Source organism: Planctobacterium sp. AWM4_229, from assembly GCF_056160305.1.
The window spans coordinates 207,771-226,463 of record NZ_JBSWWX010000007.1; the positions used below are offsets into that span (position 1 = coordinate 207,771).

The 18,693-nt window shown below is 45.0% G+C and carries 16 protein-coding genes; 5 read left to right on the plus strand and 11 right to left on the minus strand.

Going from position 1 to position 18,693, the window contains the following annotated elements:
* Positions 1 to 36: 36 nt before the first annotated feature.
* Positions 37 to 966 carry a bifunctional riboflavin kinase/FAD synthetase gene (gene ribF, locus ACXAGP_RS16780; protein ID WP_475262707.1) on the minus strand — a complete coding sequence of 310 codons (930 nt, stop codon included), beginning with the start codon at positions 964 to 966 and terminating at the stop codon, positions 37 to 39.
* Positions 967 to 1,152: 186 nt separating this feature from the next.
* On the opposite strand from ribF, the gene ACXAGP_RS16785 reads away from it, so the two are divergent.
* Positions 1,153 to 2,724 carry an amidohydrolase family protein gene (locus ACXAGP_RS16785; protein WP_475262708.1) on the plus strand — a complete coding sequence of 524 codons (1,572 nt, stop codon included), beginning with the start codon at positions 1,153 to 1,155 and terminating at the stop codon, positions 2,722 to 2,724.
* On the opposite strand, the gene murJ is transcribed toward ACXAGP_RS16785, so the two are convergent.
* On the minus strand, positions 2,721 to 4,289 hold the full coding sequence (gene murJ / locus ACXAGP_RS16790; RefSeq protein WP_475262709.1) for a murein biosynthesis integral membrane protein MurJ: 1,569 nt from the start codon (positions 4,287 to 4,289) through the stop codon (positions 2,721 to 2,723). The two genes, ACXAGP_RS16785 and murJ, sit on opposite strands and share 4 nt — an antisense overlap.
* A 202-nt stretch (positions 4,290 to 4,491) precedes the next feature.
* Here murJ and ACXAGP_RS16795 point away from each other — a divergent pair, with 202 nt between their 5' ends.
* From ACXAGP_RS16795 to ACXAGP_RS16810, 4 genes are all read left to right on the plus strand, one after another.
* Positions 4,492 to 5,124, plus strand: a complete 633-nt coding sequence (locus ACXAGP_RS16795) for an EF-hand domain-containing protein (protein WP_475262710.1) — start codon at positions 4,492 to 4,494, stop codon at positions 5,122 to 5,124.
* 261 nt (positions 5,125 to 5,385) lie between these two features.
* Positions 5,386 to 6,543 (plus strand): ABC transporter substrate-binding protein, encoded by a 1,158-nt coding sequence (locus tag ACXAGP_RS16800; protein ID WP_475262711.1) that lies wholly within the window; start codon positions 5,386 to 5,388, stop codon positions 6,541 to 6,543.
* A gap of 2 nt (positions 6,544 to 6,545) precedes the next feature.
* Positions 6,546 to 7,430: a TonB-dependent receptor gene (locus tag ACXAGP_RS16805; RefSeq protein WP_475262712.1), complete on the plus strand. Its 885-nt coding sequence runs from the start codon at positions 6,546 to 6,548 to the stop codon at positions 7,428 to 7,430.
* 10 nt (positions 7,431 to 7,440) lie between these two features.
* Positions 7,441 to 8,238 carry a crotonase/enoyl-CoA hydratase family protein gene (locus tag ACXAGP_RS16810; protein WP_475262713.1) on the plus strand — a complete coding sequence of 266 codons (798 nt, stop codon included), beginning with the start codon at positions 7,441 to 7,443 and terminating at the stop codon, positions 8,236 to 8,238.
* A gap of 110 nt (positions 8,239 to 8,348) precedes the next feature.
* On the opposite strand, the gene ACXAGP_RS16815 is transcribed toward ACXAGP_RS16810, so the two are convergent.
* From ACXAGP_RS16815 to ACXAGP_RS16855, 9 genes are all read right to left on the minus strand, one after another.
* Positions 8,349 to 8,969, minus strand: a complete 621-nt coding sequence (locus tag ACXAGP_RS16815) for an immunity protein Imm33 domain-containing protein (RefSeq protein ID WP_475262714.1) — start codon at positions 8,967 to 8,969, stop codon at positions 8,349 to 8,351.
* A gap of 17 nt (positions 8,970 to 8,986) precedes the next feature.
* Positions 8,987 to 10,837: a transposase gene (locus ACXAGP_RS16820; RefSeq protein ID WP_475262715.1), complete on the minus strand. Its 1,851-nt coding sequence runs from the start codon at positions 10,835 to 10,837 to the stop codon at positions 8,987 to 8,989.
* A gap of 126 nt (positions 10,838 to 10,963) precedes the next feature.
* Positions 10,964 to 11,515: a YkvA family protein gene (locus ACXAGP_RS16825; protein WP_475262716.1), complete on the minus strand. Its 552-nt coding sequence runs from the start codon at positions 11,513 to 11,515 to the stop codon at positions 10,964 to 10,966.
* Between the two features lie 117 nt (positions 11,516 to 11,632).
* The gene (locus ACXAGP_RS16830; protein WP_475262717.1) at positions 11,633 to 14,071 is read right to left on the minus strand and encodes a zinc-dependent metalloprotease; all 2,439 of its coding nucleotides are present in this window, start codon (positions 14,069 to 14,071) and stop codon (positions 11,633 to 11,635) included.
* Positions 14,072 to 14,173: 102 nt separating this feature from the next.
* Entirely contained in the window at positions 14,174 to 16,483 is a 2,310-nt protein-coding gene (locus ACXAGP_RS16835; RefSeq protein ID WP_475262718.1) for a 7TM diverse intracellular signaling domain-containing protein, read from the minus strand.
* A gap of 155 nt (positions 16,484 to 16,638) precedes the next feature.
* Complete coding sequence (locus tag ACXAGP_RS16840; protein ID WP_475262719.1) at positions 16,639 to 17,271, minus strand: CatA-like O-acetyltransferase; 633 nt, start codon at positions 17,269 to 17,271, stop codon at positions 16,639 to 16,641.
* Positions 17,272 to 17,297: 26 nt separating this feature from the next.
* Positions 17,298 to 17,909: a LysE family translocator gene (locus ACXAGP_RS16845; RefSeq protein ID WP_475262720.1), complete on the minus strand. Its 612-nt coding sequence runs from the start codon at positions 17,907 to 17,909 to the stop codon at positions 17,298 to 17,300.
* Positions 17,910 to 17,967: 58 nt separating this feature from the next.
* Complete coding sequence (locus ACXAGP_RS16850) at positions 17,968 to 18,408, minus strand: DUF3106 domain-containing protein (RefSeq protein WP_475262721.1); 441 nt, start codon at positions 18,406 to 18,408, stop codon at positions 17,968 to 17,970.
* On the minus strand, positions 18,405 to 18,692 hold the full coding sequence (locus ACXAGP_RS16855) for a hypothetical protein (protein WP_475262722.1): 288 nt from the start codon (positions 18,690 to 18,692) through the stop codon (positions 18,405 to 18,407). The genes ACXAGP_RS16850 and ACXAGP_RS16855 overlap by 4 nt, the downstream gene beginning before the upstream one ends.
* Position 18,693: the final 1 nt, after the last annotated feature.

An 18,693-nucleotide genomic window follows, 5' to 3' on the forward strand; every position in this document is an offset into this window, starting at 1 on the left:
CAGGTTCCAATCATTGATGCCAATCTGACATCCTCATTATCTATTATTCTGTAGCCACTCTCGGGCTTGCTTAGCGTCTCGCTGAATTTGCAATTTCAGCGCTTCAAACGACGCAAATTTGCGTTCTTGTCTGATTTTATGGTGTAAATCCACCTCAATAAATTGACCATACAAGTGCTGGTCAAAATCAAATATATGCACTTCCAGTTGCGGCTTTTCACCGTCCACAGTGGGACGATTTCCAACATTGGCCACGCCAAAAAACTGTTGTTTACCCAAGTTTACCGTAACTGCATATACTCCCTGTACCGGTGAGCGGTGTCGTTTGAGCAACAAATTCGCCGTCGGAAAGCCAATGGTTCGCCCCTTTTTAGCGCCGTGTACTACTTTACCGGAAATGCTAAAGGGCCTACCCAACATCGCAGCAGCTTCTTCTAGCTGATCCTGAACCAACAACTCGCGAATCGCCGAAGAGCTGACTCTTGCTTGATTCAGACACAAACTGGCGGTATTGATCACTTCAAAATTATGTTGTTTGCCGGCTTGTTGCAGGTATTCAAAATTCCCTTTTCGGCCTTTGCCAAAGCGAAAGTCATCACCCACAACTAAAAAAGCGATACCCAGTTGCTCCACCAGCAAGTGCTGCACAAAATATTCTGCGCTTTGTGCAGCAAACATGGGGGTGAAATTAAGACAAAGCAAGCGATCTACCCCAAGTTGCTGTAAGCGATGATATTTATCTCGTAATCGACTCAATCTGGCAGGCGCTTTATCAGGCGTAAACAACTCTTCCGGTTGCGGTTCAAATAGCATCACTACTGAAGGTAACTGCAATTCTTGTGATTTTGCCAAGAGTTGCCCTATCACCGCTTCATGGCCCAAGTGAACACCGTCAAACTTTCCTATTGTGAGCACACAACCGCGATGCGAATCGCGAATGTTATGCAGCCCCCTGATAAACTCCAAAACCGGCCCCTTAATCAAATGAATCAATTCTCAGCAACAATCATCTGATTCTCGCAAAAATCACCGGATTATAGCGAACCTGATAGGCAGTTTCAGCCTGTTTTCGGGCCAAAAAGGCGATTTTTCATGATTTGTCTAAAATGTTGAGTTAGTCTCTATCAAAAACAAACCTCATCAATGCCGAAAATGTCGAACTTCAAAGCCGTTCTATTTATCTATCTACTCAGTTTTCTTATCCTTGGCACGGTAAAAGCAGCACCGGGGGCGAGTGCACCGGACAGAGCCGAAGGTGAAGGTCCCTGGCAGCGACTGATTTTAAGAGGGGTTAACCTGATCAGCGGTGAAGGCGCGCCCCCGGTTGGGCCCGTTGATATTGTGATTGAACAAGACCGTATCAAACAAATTGTGGTTGTAGGTCATCCAGATGTACCTGTATTAGAGCACAAAAGACCCAAGGCTACCCCAGGTGATAAACAAATGGATTTGAAGGGTCATTACGTACTGCCCGGATTTGTGGACATGCATGCCCACATTGGCGGTTCCGCCGATAACATCCCGGCGGAATACGTATTCAAATTGTGGCTGGCTCACGGTGTCACCACAATACGCGAACCCGGCTCTTTCAATGGTCTCGACTGGGTAATGCCGCAAGTTGAGAAAGCCGAGAAAAATCAGATTACTGCACCTCGTATTATCCCTTACTTGGGCTTTGGCATGGAATCAGCCAAACCCATAGAAACAGCGCAAGATGCCAGAGATTGGGTAAAAATGGCGAAAGCCAAAGGTGTCGCCGGAGTTAAGTTTTTTGGTGCGCCGCAACCTATTATGCAAGCTGCACTAGACGAGGCTAATAAACAAGGTTTAGGCAGCGCCATGCATCATGCCCAGCTCAATGTGATGCGCACCAATGTATTGGATTCAGCCACACAAGGACTCACCACCATGGAGCACTGGTATGGTCTGCCTGAAGCCCTGTTTGAGGACAAAATCATTCAGCATTATCCGCATCACTACAATTATCAAAATGAACAACATCGCTTCGAAGAAGCAGGAAAGCTTTGGCAGCAAGCCGCAGCGCCGGGCAGTGAGACCTGGAATAATGTCAGAGACAGGCTTATTGCTTTGGATTTTACCCTAAATCCCACCATGACAATATACGAAGCGAGTCGCGATCTAATGCGAGAAATGAACGCCGACTGGCATGACGAATATACTTTGCCCACCTTATGGCAGTTTTTCCAGCCTTCGCGCTACGCCCACGGCTCCTATTGGTTTGACTGGACCACCCAAAACGAAATTAACTGGAAAAACAACTTTCGCTTGTGGATGACCTTTTTAAATGACTATAAAAATCATGGAGGTCGTGTCACCACCGGGTCTGATTCCGGCTATATATTTAAGATTTATGGTTTTGGTTACATTCGAGAATTAGAACTCTTACAAGAAGCCGGTTTTCATCCGCTAGAAGTAATTCAGGCCGCAACCTTGAACGGGGCACAAGCTTTGGGTATGGAGCAGGATATCGGCTCAGTTGTGGTGGGTAAAAAAGCCGATTTAGTGGTGGTGAAAGAGAATCCCATTCAGAACTTCAAGGTACTCTACGGCACAGGGCACTTTATGCTCAACGAGCAAAATCAAGCAATACGCACCAAAGGCATTCGCTACACCATAAAAGACGGTATTGTGTTTGATAGTCAGCAGTTGTTGCAAGACGTACGAAACATAGTTAAACAAGCCAAAGCCGAAAGCTCAAACTAACGAGCGAGCAAATGCTTGGGTCTGACGCCGGTGAATATCAATCCGGCGCCATATACCACAACAGCTATTGCCAATAACTCAGTCAATTTCCATATTCTCGCGCCTATTTGCATGCCAGCCCAATCAGTGGCAGGAATATTCAATGAATAAACCACCCAGCCCATTAAAGCGCTGAGTAACATTGCCCGCAAAATGAAAACCATCGTAGAGGAAGATAGGCGAAAAACGCCATCCCGATGCAGTCTTTGATAGAGTAAAATAACATTCAGCAATGCCGACGCTGAGGTTGCCATCGCCAAACCGATGTAGCCCATTTCATAGCCCAGCGGAATAACGAACATCAAATTAAAGCCCATATTCGCTGCCATGCACCAGACACCATATTTTACCGGCGTTTTAGTATCCTGGCGGGAGTAAAATCCCGGAGCAAGTACTTTCACTAGCATAAAGCTAAGCAGCCCGGTGGCATAAGCCATTAAGCTTAAAGAAGCAAAATGGGCATCGTCCACGCTGAATTCGCCGCGTTGAAACAATACCATCATCATGGGCTCAGCCAATACTGCCAAACCAACGGCTGCCGGTAAACCTAACAGGCATACCATGCGCACAGCCCATTCCATATTACGCTGAAAGGCACCGTCATCAGATGCCACAAAATTACGTGACAGAGAGGGCAAAATAACCGTAGCGATGGCAATGCCAAACAGCCCCAAAGGAAATTCCAACAATCGGTCGGAATAATAAAGCCAACTAATAGATCCCGTAATAAGACTGGTGGCAATAACCGTATCCAATAATAGATTTATTTGGCCCACAGATACCCCAAACAGCGCCGGGATAATGAGCTTACGTACTTTTTGCACGTTTTCGTCCTGCCATCCCCATCGGGGTCGCACTAAAGCACCTGCTTTAGCAAGAAAAGGAATTTGAAATAACAGTTGCAACAAGCCTCCCAAAAAGACCCCCCAGGCCAATGCATAAGCGGGCTGTGCAAATCTATCATGCAGTAGTATCGCACAACTTATGATGGCGACATTAAGTAACACAGGGGTAAAAGCAGAAACGGCAAATCGGTTTATAGAGTTAAGAATTGCACCAGCTAATGCCACTAAGGTAACAAACCACAGATAAGGAAAAGTAATCTTCAGCAGCTGTGACGCCAATTCAAACTTGTCGGCGTCGGGGCCGTCAGCTTGATAGTCAATCAACCAGCCCGGGGCGAAGATACTCACAATCAGTGGCGAGGCAATAACCCCCACCAAGGTTACTAAGGTGACAAGGGTGCCCAAGGTACCTGCCATGCGAGCAATAAAAAGTCGAGTATGATCCAAATCTTGTTGATGCTGAACTTCAGCCAACACCGGCACAAAAGCTTGGGCAAATGCCCCTTCTGCAAATAAACGCCTTAAGAAGTTAGGAATTTTATTGGCAAACAAAAACACATCAGCGGCATACCCTGCCCCCATGATATTTGCCACGACGATATCTCTGACAAGGCCGAGAATACGCGACAAAAAGGTCATAGCGCTGACCACTATCCCAGATTTTAAGAGTTTTTTAGACACGTGAGCTCAATAGCTAAGTCGCTGTTTTTAACCATATTATGCGCTTATTTAGCGGCATTATCAGTAATCCAGGTAAAATTCTGTGAGAATTTTTGTTTTAGCTTGTCAACGCCAGCCCCGGCCAATCGTTATAGCCCGTGAAGACAACGAAAACGCCTGTGCGACAGGCCCACTTAAATCCATCAAATTCAAGGAGTCGACTATGACCTCAAAACTTACTCAGCGCCCTTTAGCCATAGCCACTGCGACAATATTGGCCTCAATGCTATTTAGTTCCGTGACTTATGCTCAAAAAGGCCCCCGCGGCGGCGATAGAGACCGTGGACATTCTCTTGAGCTACGCTTTCAATCACTGGATATCAATGCGGATGAAGTCTTATCACTGGATGAGTTTACTGCCAATACTAGCGAACACGCAGAGAACAAGTTCAACCGCAAAGATACCGATGAAGATGGCTTTTTATCCTTAGAAGAAGCCACCAGTAATCGTCGTGGTGAAGCCGCGGATCACTCTGATATAGCACAAGACATTGTAGATTGCGTTACACTACTTGCTGAAGATAACGACGCGATCATCATCCCTGAGGCTTCTGATTTTTCTTCCCCAGAAGACAGATTCAACGCGGTGGACACCTCTGGTGATGGCCTGTTGTCTCTGGAAGAAGTGCAAGACAATGCACTGAATAAAGCCTCTTCCGCATTTGATTCAATGGATGCGGATGAAAGTGGCGATGTGAGCTTCGAGGAATTTGAAACCCACTCCCAGCAACGCAAAGCAACCCGTGAAGCGATTCGCAGCTGCATCCATGAGCTTGAAAGTGATGCCGTTGTTTAAACGGCCCCTGAAGTATTAGAGAGTGCGTGCCGATGCCGGCACGCCTGCTCCTTACCATCATTTTTACCTACCCGCATGAAAATTTTTGGGCATTCTGCGTTTAAATACTAAAATTTAATCATTCTTCTTAGCTCAATCCGGTTAGCGGGGCTCATCATCAAAGAAATTGCTCACTCAATTCTTTACAGGATATGGTTGTTACCAGCAATAATCGCGCTTTGCATACCAGTCAAGGCCACAGAGCAGGTCTCAACACTGAGGATGGCCTTACTGGTAACATCTGTTGAGCAGCGGGCGGCATGGCTAAAGGTCACCACAAGATTTAATCAGCTTTACCCCGATATTCATATCGAAGCCCAACATCTGGACAATGACAAATATCACCAGCTTATGAAAAACTGGTCTGATAGCAACATAGATATATTTTACGGTTTTGCGGGACAGCGATTGTTTGAATATGTGCAAAGGGGATCCGTGCACCCCATTACCCCACTTTGGCAGCAGCATAAACTCCACAACGAATTTGACGGATTACAGAATAGTATCCAAGTCAACCATGAAATCTATGCACTGCCCATCAGTTATTACCAATGGGGATTCTATTACAACCGCAAAATAGTGGAGCGCCTGGGCCTTAAACCACCCAAAACCTGGCAAGAGTTTATAGCGCTGTGCAAGGCGCTAAAGCGGCATGACGTTTATCCACTTATCTTTGGTATCAGAGATGACTGGCCCGCCGCCTCTTGGTTTAGCTATTTGAATTTGCGCTTAAATGGCATTGAGTTTCACCGAAGGTTACTCAATGGAGAGGAATCTTTTTCAGATCCCCGGCTGATACCGGTTTTTTCTCATTGGAAAACCCTCATTGATGCGGATTTTTTTCATTCAAAAGCATTGCGGGCATCTGACCGACAAATGCTGGTTTACCTTTATCGCGAAGAAGCGGTAATGGCGTTAAGTGGCAATTTCATTGCAAAACACATCGACAAGGAATACCGCAATGATTATGACTTTTTTGGCTTTCCTGTCATTAACCCTGACATTCCCCGAGCTGAAGAAGCGCCAACGGATATCCTATTTATCAATGCCCGCAGTCAGAATATAAAAGCCGCAGAAACCTTTATTCGCTTTATGGCGTCACCAGAGATCCAGGCAACATATAATGATTCTGTAGGTTATATCAGTCCTAACCACTTTTCACGGCAAACATCAGATCGCTTTATTCAAAAAGGTAGAGACTGGTTGCAATCTGCTAGCGACAATACTATGTTTCTTGACCGAGACAGCAACAGTGATTTCTCTGCAGAGGCATTTTCTGCTTTAGCAGATTTCATGCGAACACCTGACATAGACACAGTAACATCACGCCTGGAAGATATTCGAAAGAGGAGTTTTCCCGCGTCAAACAACGAAAAATAATAATGAATAAAAAGCAGTTAGTGACCTTGGCACTCCTCACATTCACGTCAGTAAGCCATGCCAGTTCGCTTTATTTGGGCATTGAAACCAGCGACACTCACATTTTCCTGGGAGACGAAAGCCATACCCTGAAGCCAAGCGGCGCTTCTCTCGCGTTGAATTATGACTTGGATGACAACTGGGGGGTGAACCTGGACTATGCCCAACTTGACGCAGCAGAACATATTGCCGCTCCTGTCAAAGTAGACTTTGAATCCGACAGCTGGGGAGCTGGTTTTAGTTATTATTCAGAAAGATGGAGTGCCTATTACCAGTTCAGTAAATATGATGACCAGCAATTAACTGACGACACGGGTCCCGCCCCTTCCTCCAATTCAGAGACAGAGTCAATCACTCATTCAATTGGTGCCAGCTATTATTGGCTGCTTGATGGCAACTGGCAAATCAGTAATTCACTTGGCCTGCATTATAGTGATTGGGAACAAACTCTCACCGATATGCCTGATGAACCTGATCGCCCGCCTTTGACAGTGTTCGATCCAGGTGATGCCACCTTGTTATCCGCTTCTTTAGGTATTAACAAAGCCTTGACCTTGGTTGAGGGTTCAGATCTCAATCTGGGAATCTATGTTAGTTGGAATGAAGTTTTATCGTCTGACAGTAATATTAATGACGTAGGCAATGAGCCCAACAGGTCTAATCCACCAGACAGAGATCGGAATCGCAATAACTTCGTTGCTTCAGGTTCAGAAAGTTATGGCTTATTAAGTGCCTACATTGCTGTGGATTTTGCTCAAAATTGGACACTAGATTTGGACACCAGTGTTGATTTTGGCATTGACGATTCCAGTCAAACCTGGCGCCTGAGTGTTGGTTATCAGTTTTAAGGAATAAATTATGAGTGCAACAAACAACAGGGTTATTTGTAACATCGAAAATGGCATTGCCAGAGTCCAATTGAACCGCGCGGATAAGCTCAATGCCATCGATATGCAAATGTTCAGAGAGCTAGACAGTACCGCACGAAAGCTGAAGAACAACAAAGCAGTGAGAGTGGTTATTGTCAGTGGTAATGGCGCTGATTTTTGCAGCGGTATTGATGTGCAGAGCGTACTTTCCAATCCTAATAACGCCATGAAACTATTGTGGAAATGGTTACCATGGCGTGCCAATCTGGCGCAGCGGGTGAGCGTAAATTGGCGCAAACTCAATGTGCCCGTCATCATGGTGCTGCACGGACGATGCTGGGGTGGCGGATTACAAATCGCATTAGGTGGTGATTTTCGAATCGCCCACCCCGAAACCAGCCTGGCAATTATGGAGAACAAATGGGGGCTCATTCCCGATATGGGCGGAACTCTGGCGCTCAGAGAAGTGATGTCTGCGGATCACGCAATGGAGCTAGCGATGACAGCAAAAGCAATAGATGCCCCATACGCCAAAGAAATCGGGCTGGTCAGCCATGTTGACGCAAACCCTCAAGAAAAAGCGCAGGCACTGGCAGAAGAATTGCTAAACCGAAATCCGGATACCATTGCTCACATTAAGCACTTCTACCAGCAAGCCTGGCACAAAAATGATGGTGGTCTTTTAGCCTCCGAAACAAGACGTCAGATCCAGATTATCAGTGGTAAAAATCAAAAAATTGCAGTATTAAGAGAAACCAAAGACCCAAATAAGCCTTGGCGAGTTTAGTCGCATCATTTAGCAACACAAACAAAAAAGGCGAGCTGGTTAGCAAGCCGTTTACTTAACGTGGATCTATAAAGCCCTCTAATGAGGGCTTTATTTTTATATCTCTTTACTTAACTTTCTTCGTAGGTTTTTGTCGATTGATTCCACGTATATTGCGTGTCATACGGTGCATCTAACAGATGGACAAACCTATCACATCTATTTAACACCGCACCAAGGGAAACGTAGTGCCAATTGTCACCGTTATCTAGGTACTCGTCAGTTTCGTGACCATTAATGAATGTCCAACCGCTGTAGTTATCTTGTTCTTCAGTTGGCTCCTCTCGATACATAACTTCAACTGACTGGCCGTCATATAGAACAGTGCTTGTTACAAAACATCTGGCGGAATACTTTTCTACGATGCTTGGTTCTTCGTCTTCTATGTCGGTCTGAATAATGTGATTGACGCAAAATTCTACTTCGTCGCCTGCTGTTAAATCTGGAATATAGCTTGGGTCATTATCAAGATTGCCTTTAAAGCGATCTCCGTCACGTTGAGTTATCTCAACCCACATCCTTTCTGCCGACCACCCATTTTCATTTTCAACATCGCAGTCGAAAATTAACTTAACGAAATTACCTTTTGATAATCTAGATAATGTGCTATCAGGAGGAATATAGAATGTATATTTTGCTTCATTGGCACGCTCTTTTGCGTCACCTAATGTCCATGTTCTTGTTGTATCCATGTCTTTATTTTTTAGTCCTATTTTTCATACTTTCCATAGTAAACTATTTTCTCCGTGGCTACAGGGCCATTAGCTAACCCCAGTCTCATAGCTGGCGTTTCTCGTTTGTCATTTATATTGACGTAGTTGTAATACACACGGTAGATATCGCCTAGTTTGGTGAGCATAGCAGGGTCATAGGGTGAATAACCATTCCAAACTCTGGATTGATTTGTTGCCGAGTGAAACGGCCTTTCTAACAAGTTTACATCTCGTCTGGCTACCATGAAAAACCTATCAATGGCGTGTAGAGATGCCTTTCGGTATAAGTGCGCTTTGTGTTGTAATTCGTATGTCGATATATCGGTAATGGCGGCAACTACTTTCTCTGGCTCAGGCATAGTCGCAATAGGGTAACGCAGCCACAGTTCAGGTGAATTACCAATTCTCACCATGTTATTCAGAGCCTCACCAACCAACGCCGTTACAACCCTGATAAAATCTCTGCTGCTAAGTTGCTTGCGAGGTACGCCAGTTAACCTGCGGATGAGAGCATTAGTTTCTGCCAGTGCTCTGCGCTTATCGTCAACGGTGAAGCCTTTTTCGGAGCGGACTAGGAAACCGTCACTATTGCCAGCCTTAATCTCATTGTGGAAAATGCTTAAGTACGCATTTTTCATACCTGCATCCTGATCCATATAGAAGCGTGTTTTACCCACATGTCGAAACAAATGCTTTAAGTGTAAGAAATGGCCTAGCATTGTATATTCGTTATGAACTAACACGCCTTTTGCGGGAAGCCTAGTGGACGAATCAAAGTCTTCTGACGCAAGATTTTCGTTAAAGGCTTCGTCTATTTTCGCCTTCTGCGCAGCGGCATCAATTAAGTCCATTGCAGCTACAGTAGGTGCTTTCATTGCCCTCTTAGCTGCTTCTTCAAACTCTTCCTCAAGCCATACTCTTGCAGTGTCACGGTGATGCTTAGGGCGAGCGCTATCGTTAACGAATCTGGCATAGGCTTCTATGTCTTCTTGAAGCTCGTGGTGATCAAAATTGAAGTTAAATGCAAACACGTAGCCTGTTTTCAAACAAGCTGTGCCAATGCCGTACAACTCTGTATTTCGTTTATCTTCGCGCTTAACCCAATTGGTAATTTGGACTTGTCTATCCGTAGAAAGATACAACCGATGTAGCTTGAGCTTTCCATCAAGTAGCCTCTGCTCCCTCTCCGCAACGAACTTCATACACTGGCTATGTATGAAGTCGATTTTGTCGTAGATGGTCTTCTGTGAAATGTGAAGTAACTTAGCAATTTTACGAAGTGGTACTTTGGACACTAACAGGTCGAACAGCCTCAGGTTTATCTCCGCTCTTCTGTGTGTTCTGGAGCCATCGCTATCTGTAAGGCTTTTGCCACAAGTTAAGCATTGGTAGCGCTGATGACCAGCTTTGGTAAACCCACGCTTTTTCAGATTCAGGGGCTTACCATTCAAATTGGTTGGGCATTCTCTATTTCGACACTTTAGCTCATCAGTTCCCAGATACGCAGAAATGCGCTGGTACTCTTCATTAACCGCTTGATTGCTCTTCATCATAAATGAGACTTGTACTGGCTCACCATCAGCTTTTCTTGCACTACATAGCTTACAGACTAGTGATGCTTCGCCCTTACCAGTACCTGATGTCTTATAAATGACGTGAGATTTCCTTCCTTGACCCTCCTTAAGACCATCAGTAACCTGTTGAATTTCATTATTTTCAACAACAACATTCAACTCAGGAGCCAGCCCAAAAGCAGGGCATGTAGGAGATTTGCAGAAATTGATTTGTAAGTCTTGGTGGGGTTCTGGGAACTGCGGCCAATCCTTCTGGCAAGATTTCTTTCTCAATAAAAAAGCACCATAACCGAAATAAGTATTTCAATTATAGTGCTTTTATTACCCAGCGCCAGAAATTAGATCCACGTTAAGTAAACGGCTTGGCTGGTTAGCTCGCCTTTTAATTTTTGAAAGAGATTACATTACGCGTCTGAAAAAGCTGCGCTTACCGGATGATTTGCGATCTTTACGCATGGAAGCGCGAATTTCTGAACGCGTGCCTGATAACCACGACTCGCGATCAACTTTTGCGGCATCGCCTCGACGTGCTTCTTCTGTTTTTCTGAAGCTGCAGAATTGACGATAAGAGCGCAAATCCAAGGACATATCCTGGATAACCAACTCTATCATGATGGCGTCATCCAAAAAGCCCAATACCGGGATGTCGTCTGGTACTAAATCTTGCGGCTCACTAAAGTAAATCAAAGACGTCATGATATCTTGCTTCTCATCTTCTGGCATTTGCCACTCTTCATCTTGCACTGCGGCAATCAAATCAGCCAGAGAGCTAACCCGCGACTTTACAAACTCGGGTTGATTGGAATCCGCCATCTCACTCACAACAGCCTGCGCTTTCTCCAGGATCTCCTGATCCGATAAGCCGCTATTTTTATCAATAGCACTTTGCATTAGTTGCTTAAAATGGGCTAAATCTGCGTCTGATAATTCCAGATTAATTTCGATGGTCACGCTAAATTCCTCTGTAACACTTTGTTGTAAATATTCTGATAATCCCAACCATAGTTAGCCAAAGGCCAACTGTCAATCGTTAAAAATCCTATCCTTAATTCTCCTACAACAGACTCATTATATTGGAGAGCCGGGTGGTAACTGTGGTAAAGGGACTGGTTGCCAACTTTCCGATGAAATACTCTGCTGTAGGCGAAACACCTCAAAATTAACAAATCGCTTTAGGACATTGTTGATATCAGAGCGGCCTTGCATCGCCTTTAACTTTTCCAGAATTGCAGTGATGACTTCGTAATAACTCGCTTTCAATGGTAAGGGGGTATCTGCCGCATGCAGCTTATTGAGATAATTACTATTGATCAGCGATAAGGTTTGCACCTGAATTTCGGCGGACATACCTGTGTAGAGCTTTTTGAACAGATTGTTGTGAATATTCAATAACAGTTGGGAAACCGATGGCAGATTCTGGTCTGCTGCGGCCTGTTGCGTCAAGCGCATTAACCGTTGGTTGGCCAATAAAATATTTAGGGTGTGTTGAACTGACTTATTGGCCAGTGCGAACCTGTCAAATACGCCCCCCATTTCACCGTGATTACTTTCTCGGGTTCGGTATTGCCCGTGAGCCTTGGGCGCAATCAATTGCGCTACCGATTCAGGTAAATTCAAAAACTCGGGTAACAAGGTTTTTAGCAATGCTTCTATTGCTGTATTTTGCTGTTTTGCGGATACTGCTCCGTGTTTCAGTTCCACTTCACCTTTTACTGCATAGTTGTAATTTACGCCGCCAATGAACTTCCCGGCAGCAATGGCCTGGTAGCGGTGGAAGTAATAAAGTGGGATCAATATCTCTTCAAGATCTGAAAATGGTCGCCCGGCATGCAAGCTTGCCTGACCAAAGTTGAGCAACGCTTGATGGCGCAATTTCATAACGCGGTTTAATTCTGCAACCGCATCTTCGCCATTGTCCCAAAGGCTGGCATAGGGATGAGCATCACTGATATCTCTGGAATCAGCATCCGAGATAAACCAATAACCATTTGCCTGATTGTGCTGGAGCATTGCCGCTCTTTGTTGTTCTGCATCCTGCCCGGTAAAATCCGAGTAAGCATATGCGATAGCTCTTTTATCCCAGATACCGATGTTATCTGTATAAGCATTCTCAACACTTATCTTTCCCGAATTCAACTCAAACAGTGGATGTGGATAATCCATGACAGAAGCACGGTCATAAGCGCTGGCAGCAAAGTTATGGGCCAGTCCCAAAGTATGTCCCACCTCATGGGCGGATAACTGCTTAATGCGATTGATAGCCAGTTGTTGTAGTGCCTGATCCTCGTGATTAGACTCAGCAAAAGGGGATAACATCGCTTGTGCAATTAAGTAGTCCTGGCGAATCCTCAACGAGCCTAATGAAACATGGCCCTTTATAATTTCTCCAGTGCGAGGATCCACGACGCTGGCACCGTAGGACCAGCCCCTTGTCGCTCTGTGAACCCACTGAATGATGTTGTAACGAACATCCATCGGATCCGCATCCGGTGGCAGAACCTCGACGCGAAATGCGTCCTGGTAACCAATCGCCTCAAACGCTTCATTCCACCAACGGGCACCATCCAAAAGCGCACTTCTAACGGGTTCAGGTACACCTGCATCCAGGTAATAAACGATGGGTTCCACTGCCAAGGACACCTCAGCTTCCGGCGTTTTTTTAGCAAGTCGATGACGCGGTATCCACTGCTGAGTAAGCGACTCGTTTATCGGCTTGCCATAATCCTGAAAGCTGTAATCAAAATAACCACTCAAGGGGTGATATTGCAGCGGTTCATATCCGGGCTCTGGCAACTTTACGAAACTATGGCGGATGCGCAAGGACACATTTTTAGGGTCAATGGCAACCTGTCGAACATATTTTCCTGGGGAGTTACCAATGAAGGTCAGGCGTGCTTCAAGCTCGGTATTGCGGGGAAAAGATTTGTAACTGTTTGCATCGACACTTGAACGTGACAAGTCTAACTTAAAACTGCCTTGTTTACGTCCTTTGAGCCTGTCTACGACTTCGTGAGTATCGCGTAGAAGAAAATCAGAAGCATCCAATAGCCAATACTCTTCATCACTATCGAGCAATGGAAATTGCCAAAGGATCGCGTTGGCAAATGAGTCCGCTATCGCTTTTATTTCAACGGGATTATTCGACGTTGCACGATATTGGGTGTTTTTTTGTTGCATCAGGAGTTTGTTGCCCGAGCGTACAAAAGAAACCAACCGAGTATCGCCTAATTGTCCTCTGTCCAATCCAATATCGTTGGAGCCTAAACCATGAGACAAACTGGTTTGATAAATGAAATCCCCCAGCCGCTTGGGTACTCTGAAGTAGGTTTTATCCTTTTCTGGCTCATACCAGACATCAATAAATCCAACTTTCACATCCGAGTACGATGCCATAGCAGACAAAGTTTGGTTTTTCTCATCAGCCAGAAGCGGGGCAGCGGCCAAACTCAAGGTTAACAAGCAAAATAAGCGGAAGATATTGAGAAATCGACAATACAAGTTGTGCATGAAGCAGTTCCATTTACCAATCAATTGCTGGTTATGATGGAGAGTCGCAACAGCGCTGTAAAGTCTGAAAGAAAATTTTCAGGAAGTTTCCAATTGAGAGGCTCAGTCTAACGCGGGTATCCAGATGTGAAAATGCAATGCAGGTAAAGCCAGCTCATCAATTTCCACTCTGCCATTTAAACGATTTTGTACTATGGTTTTCACTACAAACAGATCAAGCCCACTGACCTCCTGTAGACTCAGGGTTTTGGCGTAAAATGGTGCAAAAAGGTCCTGCACATTCACCTCATCAGACAAGCCTTTACCATTGTCTTTCACCACCAATTCATAGCCTTCAATTTGTTTATTCAAGGCGATGTAAACTTCATTCGCTTCTCCGTGATGCCATGCGTTTACGGCCAGTTTTTTAAGTACTTTTAAAAGAGGATGTACCGGTAATGAATGTACCTGCTCTGAAGTATCGTCCAATACAATACTTAACTCGTCTTTCAATTCTGCTGGCAATGAGGTTTTTAAGCCCTTGAGCAATTCGTTACTGCGAATTTTTTGAAATGTTACTTGTTGCTCTTCCGGATTCAGTTCTTTGAAACGCTCTACCACATTTATGGATTTATCCAGGCTGCTTTTAATCACTTTGCCACTTTGCTGCACTACATCCAAAAAGGAACGCAACCTGGCCGCGGTGAGTTTCTGCTCAGACAACTGTTGCTCCATTTCATCAGTTTTCCCCGTTACCAGGGTTTGCGCGGTATTTGCGGTTCCCAGCGGCGTATTGAGATAATGGGCAACTCCAGCGACTAATGCTTCAAGTTGATTTACTTCTCTTTTATGCGCTGCTATTTCAAAAGCCTGTTGTTCAACTTGTGCCGTGACATCAATACAGGCGCCCTCATAAATAATCTCATCATCATCAGCCACCGCACGCACCGAAATCCTCACCCAGCGCTCTTTGCCATCAAGTGTACGAATTTGAGTTTCCGCGTCTGCGACACCGTGATGCCGCAGATCCGCAACCAGATTGAGATAATCTTTGTTGCTGCAATAAACTGATTTACTCTCCACTTTCAATTCCACTAAGTCCCGCTCACAGGCAAAACCAAACAAGGTCAGAAAAGCTTTATTGGCCTCAATAAAATGATCCATTTTGTTCACTTTAAACATGGGAATAGGCGCATATTCGAACAAAGCCCGATAGTGTTCCATGTTTAACACCGCCAGATTTTTAGCACTATCGGCCTCTTCCCTGGCGACTTTTTCTCTCTCCTGAATATCCACAATGCGCGACGCCAATCCAAAGGCAATGAGTGCAAAATTAACGGTGATCCCCAAATCAAAACTGTGAAATAACATATCACTGTAGGGCAATAGCCCCAGTGCCACCATCGCCTTGGCAATAACACTTGCCATTAAAAACACCCAGCCCAACACCAGGTAAATCGCAGTTCGTTCCCCTCCCCGCCAAGTGCGAATTGCCAAAATCATTGAGTATAAAGCAAAGATGGCATTTGCCAGGTGGGTTATGATCTGAATCTGGTTGTACAACCCCAGTAAGGACAAACAAGCCAAAAATCCACATAAAATTGCATGCGCCTGACAAATTTTGTAATCCACCGGATAGCGTTTTTTCAGGGGAAGGAAAACGCTTAAAAATAACGCATAGGTTAACCCTCCTAGCTGTCCAAATAAGACGCCAAGTAGATCATTAATGTTCGGCCAAATGGGTAAGATATAAAAACGAAAATAGCCATTTAAAGTTAAGTTAAACAGGGTAAATGAAGCCGCAAACGCGGCGTAATACAAATAACCTGAATGTTTTAATCTCAAGCCGCCAAACAGATTCAACAACACCATAAACAGCGCACCACCGGCAAGCCCCGATAGCAGCATATTTTTCACTGCTTCAGATTGATAAAAACTGTCTTTATCAATTAAGACCAAAGGAACCGTGTAACTGGAACCAGTTTGGATGCGCACGTAAAACGAGTTATCACCCGGACTCAAATCCAAAGGTACCACTAACTTGCGATGCTGCACTTCGCGCTCAGCGGGAGGTAAATGATCGCCGGAATAGTGTACCTCCGCATTTTCATTTCGGCTGCTCAATGAATAAACGGCAATATTGTCCAAAATAGAGTAATCAAACAGCAGAAAGGCGCTAGAATCATTTTCAGCTGTCACATCAAATCTAAGCCATAGCGCCCTGCCCGGCTTGTATCCGAATGACGCCCCTTTGCCTCGCATAGCTTGCCAATTAGCGTTCGGGTCGCCGTTTACTTGTTTTAAAGTACTTTTAAGATCGGTAAAAGTGAATTGCGCAGATTGTGATAAATCAATCCGAAATGATGAATTATTGGGTAGTTGCGCAGCAACCGCTAATGAGGAAAAACAGCACGAGCTGACAATCAGAAACACACAGACAAGCAACCGCAGAAGAGAGCGGTATACCCGCCAGTTTTTTAACCATTGTGCTCTTGTAAATATCGCATCCGTAAATATTGTCACTGCCGCGTTTAATCAATATCAAGCGCCATAGCATAAAGCGTAAGAGATATCCGCCACTTGTCAATTTACAGCAGGGATTCAGGCTCAGACAAATAGCGCTGCATTGCATCAAATTGTCGGCCCACATGCAGTCCATCGGCAAGACCGTGATGTACCTGAACGGAAAATGGCATCATCATTTTGCCATCTCTTTCGTGATATTTGCCCCAGTAATAGCGAGGAACCGAGTCTACGGGTGAAAAATGCATAGCGTGACTATTACCAGTGAATGCCACCCAAGGCAGGCAAGACAAATAAATCACATCATCCTGTTTTTCTGTGTGTAAAGTTTTATCTTGCTTTGCCAATGCCGATTGCGCTTTCACATCCTCACAAAAAGCCAGCAAGTCATTTTGATAGCGAACCCGGCAGTGATAATAAAGTTCATCATCAGCCAAGACTGTAAATGCCGGATCGACACGAGAGTGGACACACACTTTGTCTGCGCGTATTCGGTAGCGCATGTTCTCTATCTCGTTGGCAGTGCGACTAATAAGGTAAAGCATCAGAGATGAGCTTGAAATATTGCGCTGTTTACAGAACGCCAGTGTTTGAGTGACCTCCAGGTCCGCGGTGATACTAAAATGTGGCATGTCCACTTGTTGAAACATGTCGAAGTGGCGCTTGCGAGGCCAGGTTTCCATTTCAATCCAATTCATTTTCTACTCTTTTAGGCAGATAGCAATCATTCTCGCCAAAGTATAACAGCCCCGGTACTTGCCAGCACTAGCGCAGCTCCTTGATTAAAGCGTTGCCGTAAAGGGCTGTTTAGAAAAGACTGGCCTAATTTGCTGGCCCAAAAGGCATAAACTAAAGTGATGCCGCCAACCGTTACAGCAGTAACCAGTAAAATGACACCTATATCCCAAAAAGTCAGTTGCTTTAGGTCCAAAAATGCTGGGAAAAAGCCTACGTAAAATAGAATGGCTTTGGGGTTACCCAGCGTTATAAATAATCCGGTAAAAAATCCTGATGAAGCTCCGGTACCGGGTATAGATGAAAGTGTACCTTGTTTTGCCGTTTGCAACAGTGACCAGGCAAGCCAAAACAAATACAGTGCACCGAGGTATTTTATAACGCTAAAGAAATCCCCTAGAAGTTGGGCAACAGCTAACAACCCCGCTAACGAAAGGCATACAAAAACATAGTCTCCCGCCACTATTCCCAGAGTCATAATGGCCGCAGGCTTAAATCCTCTTGCCATGGCTTGAGCACTTACCGCAAACACTGCGGGGCCGGGAATTAACGCCAATATGCTCATGGCAACGATCAAAGCCACGATTGCAGAGAATGTCATTTTTTTATGTCCTTTTGAGCAACCTCAACAAGTTGCTGTTGATATCACTTTGCTAAGCTCAAGGTTTACGTCGGGGTTTTCCCTTATGTCCTTGACGATTGCGATTTTTTTTTGCTTGCTGAAACTTCTCTCTTAGTTTGGCTCGTTGTTCTTTAGGCATTTTTTGAAATTTGTTAAACGCGCCTCTGATTTGCTGCCGTTGCTCTGGTGACATTTGTCTGAACTTCTTGAATTGCTCTCGCAAGTGCTGTTGTTGTTCAGGCTTAAGTGACTGCCAGCGTTCAAACTTAGATTTAATTTGCTGCCTTTGACCGTCGTTCATCTTCAACCAACGATCAGCTCCAGTAACCAGTTTCTGACGCTGCTCTTGAGGCATTGAATCCCAGCGCTGCTCGGCATTCTTAAGCACTTGCTGTTGCTTTTTACTCAAGTCTTGCCACTCAACCGCCGTTATGGAAGCACTAAATAACAGCAAGGTCAGCATGAGGAACTTACTCATTGCTCTTCCTCCCCATCATCAACGGCCTTCTCAGGCAACACGGATGGTAATGTTGCGCCATTCGCTTCGTTGTCAACTAACTGCCATAGCCTCAACCAGTGCTGCTGGCTCACAACACTGTCATCGGTTGTGATATCGGGAGCGGGCAATAAGTCCACAGGCGCCAACATGTCCCCTTCCACTTCTTCCATTTCAGCCAGAAACTCCAGAAATGCCAGATCAGGCAGCTCTGATGTTTTGTCTTTATCAGCCATAGAAGGGGTAGCGAGTAATGCCATCAACATA

What these genes read in the sequence shown, in the direction of transcription:
- ACXAGP_RS16840 (WP_475262719.1), bottom strand. Translation starts at nt 17,271, where the DNA reads ATGAATTGGATTGAAATGGAAACCTGGCCTCGCAAGCGCCACTTCGAC.
- ACXAGP_RS16805 (WP_475262712.1), top strand. Translation starts at nt 6,546, where the DNA reads ATGAATAAAAAGCAGTTAGTGACCTTGGCACTCCTCACATTCACGTCA.
- ACXAGP_RS16785 (WP_475262708.1), top strand. Translation starts at nt 1,153, where the DNA reads ATGTCGAACTTCAAAGCCGTTCTATTTATCTATCTACTCAGTTTTCTT.
- ACXAGP_RS16800 (WP_475262711.1), top strand. Translation starts at nt 5,386, where the DNA reads ATGGCCTTACTGGTAACATCTGTTGAGCAGCGGGCGGCATGGCTAAAG.
- ACXAGP_RS16815 (WP_475262714.1), bottom strand. Translation starts at nt 8,969, where the DNA reads ATGGATACAACAAGAACATGGACATTAGGTGACGCAAAAGAGCGTGCC.
- ACXAGP_RS16830 (WP_475262717.1), bottom strand. Translation starts at nt 14,071, where the DNA reads ATGCACAACTTGTATTGTCGATTTCTCAATATCTTCCGCTTATTTTGC.
- ACXAGP_RS16795 (WP_475262710.1), top strand. Translation starts at nt 4,492, where the DNA reads ATGACCTCAAAACTTACTCAGCGCCCTTTAGCCATAGCCACTGCGACA.
- ACXAGP_RS16810 (WP_475262713.1), top strand. Translation starts at nt 7,441, where the DNA reads ATGAGTGCAACAAACAACAGGGTTATTTGTAACATCGAAAATGGCATT.
- ACXAGP_RS16845 (WP_475262720.1), bottom strand. Translation starts at nt 17,909, where the DNA reads ATGACATTCTCTGCAATCGTGGCTTTGATCGTTGCCATGAGCATATTG.
- ACXAGP_RS16855 (WP_475262722.1), bottom strand. Translation starts at nt 18,692, where the DNA reads ATGTTGATGGCATTACTCGCTACCCCTTCTATGGCTGATAAAGACAAA.
- ACXAGP_RS16850 (WP_475262721.1), bottom strand. Translation starts at nt 18,408, where the DNA reads ATGAGTAAGTTCCTCATGCTGACCTTGCTGTTATTTAGTGCTTCCATA.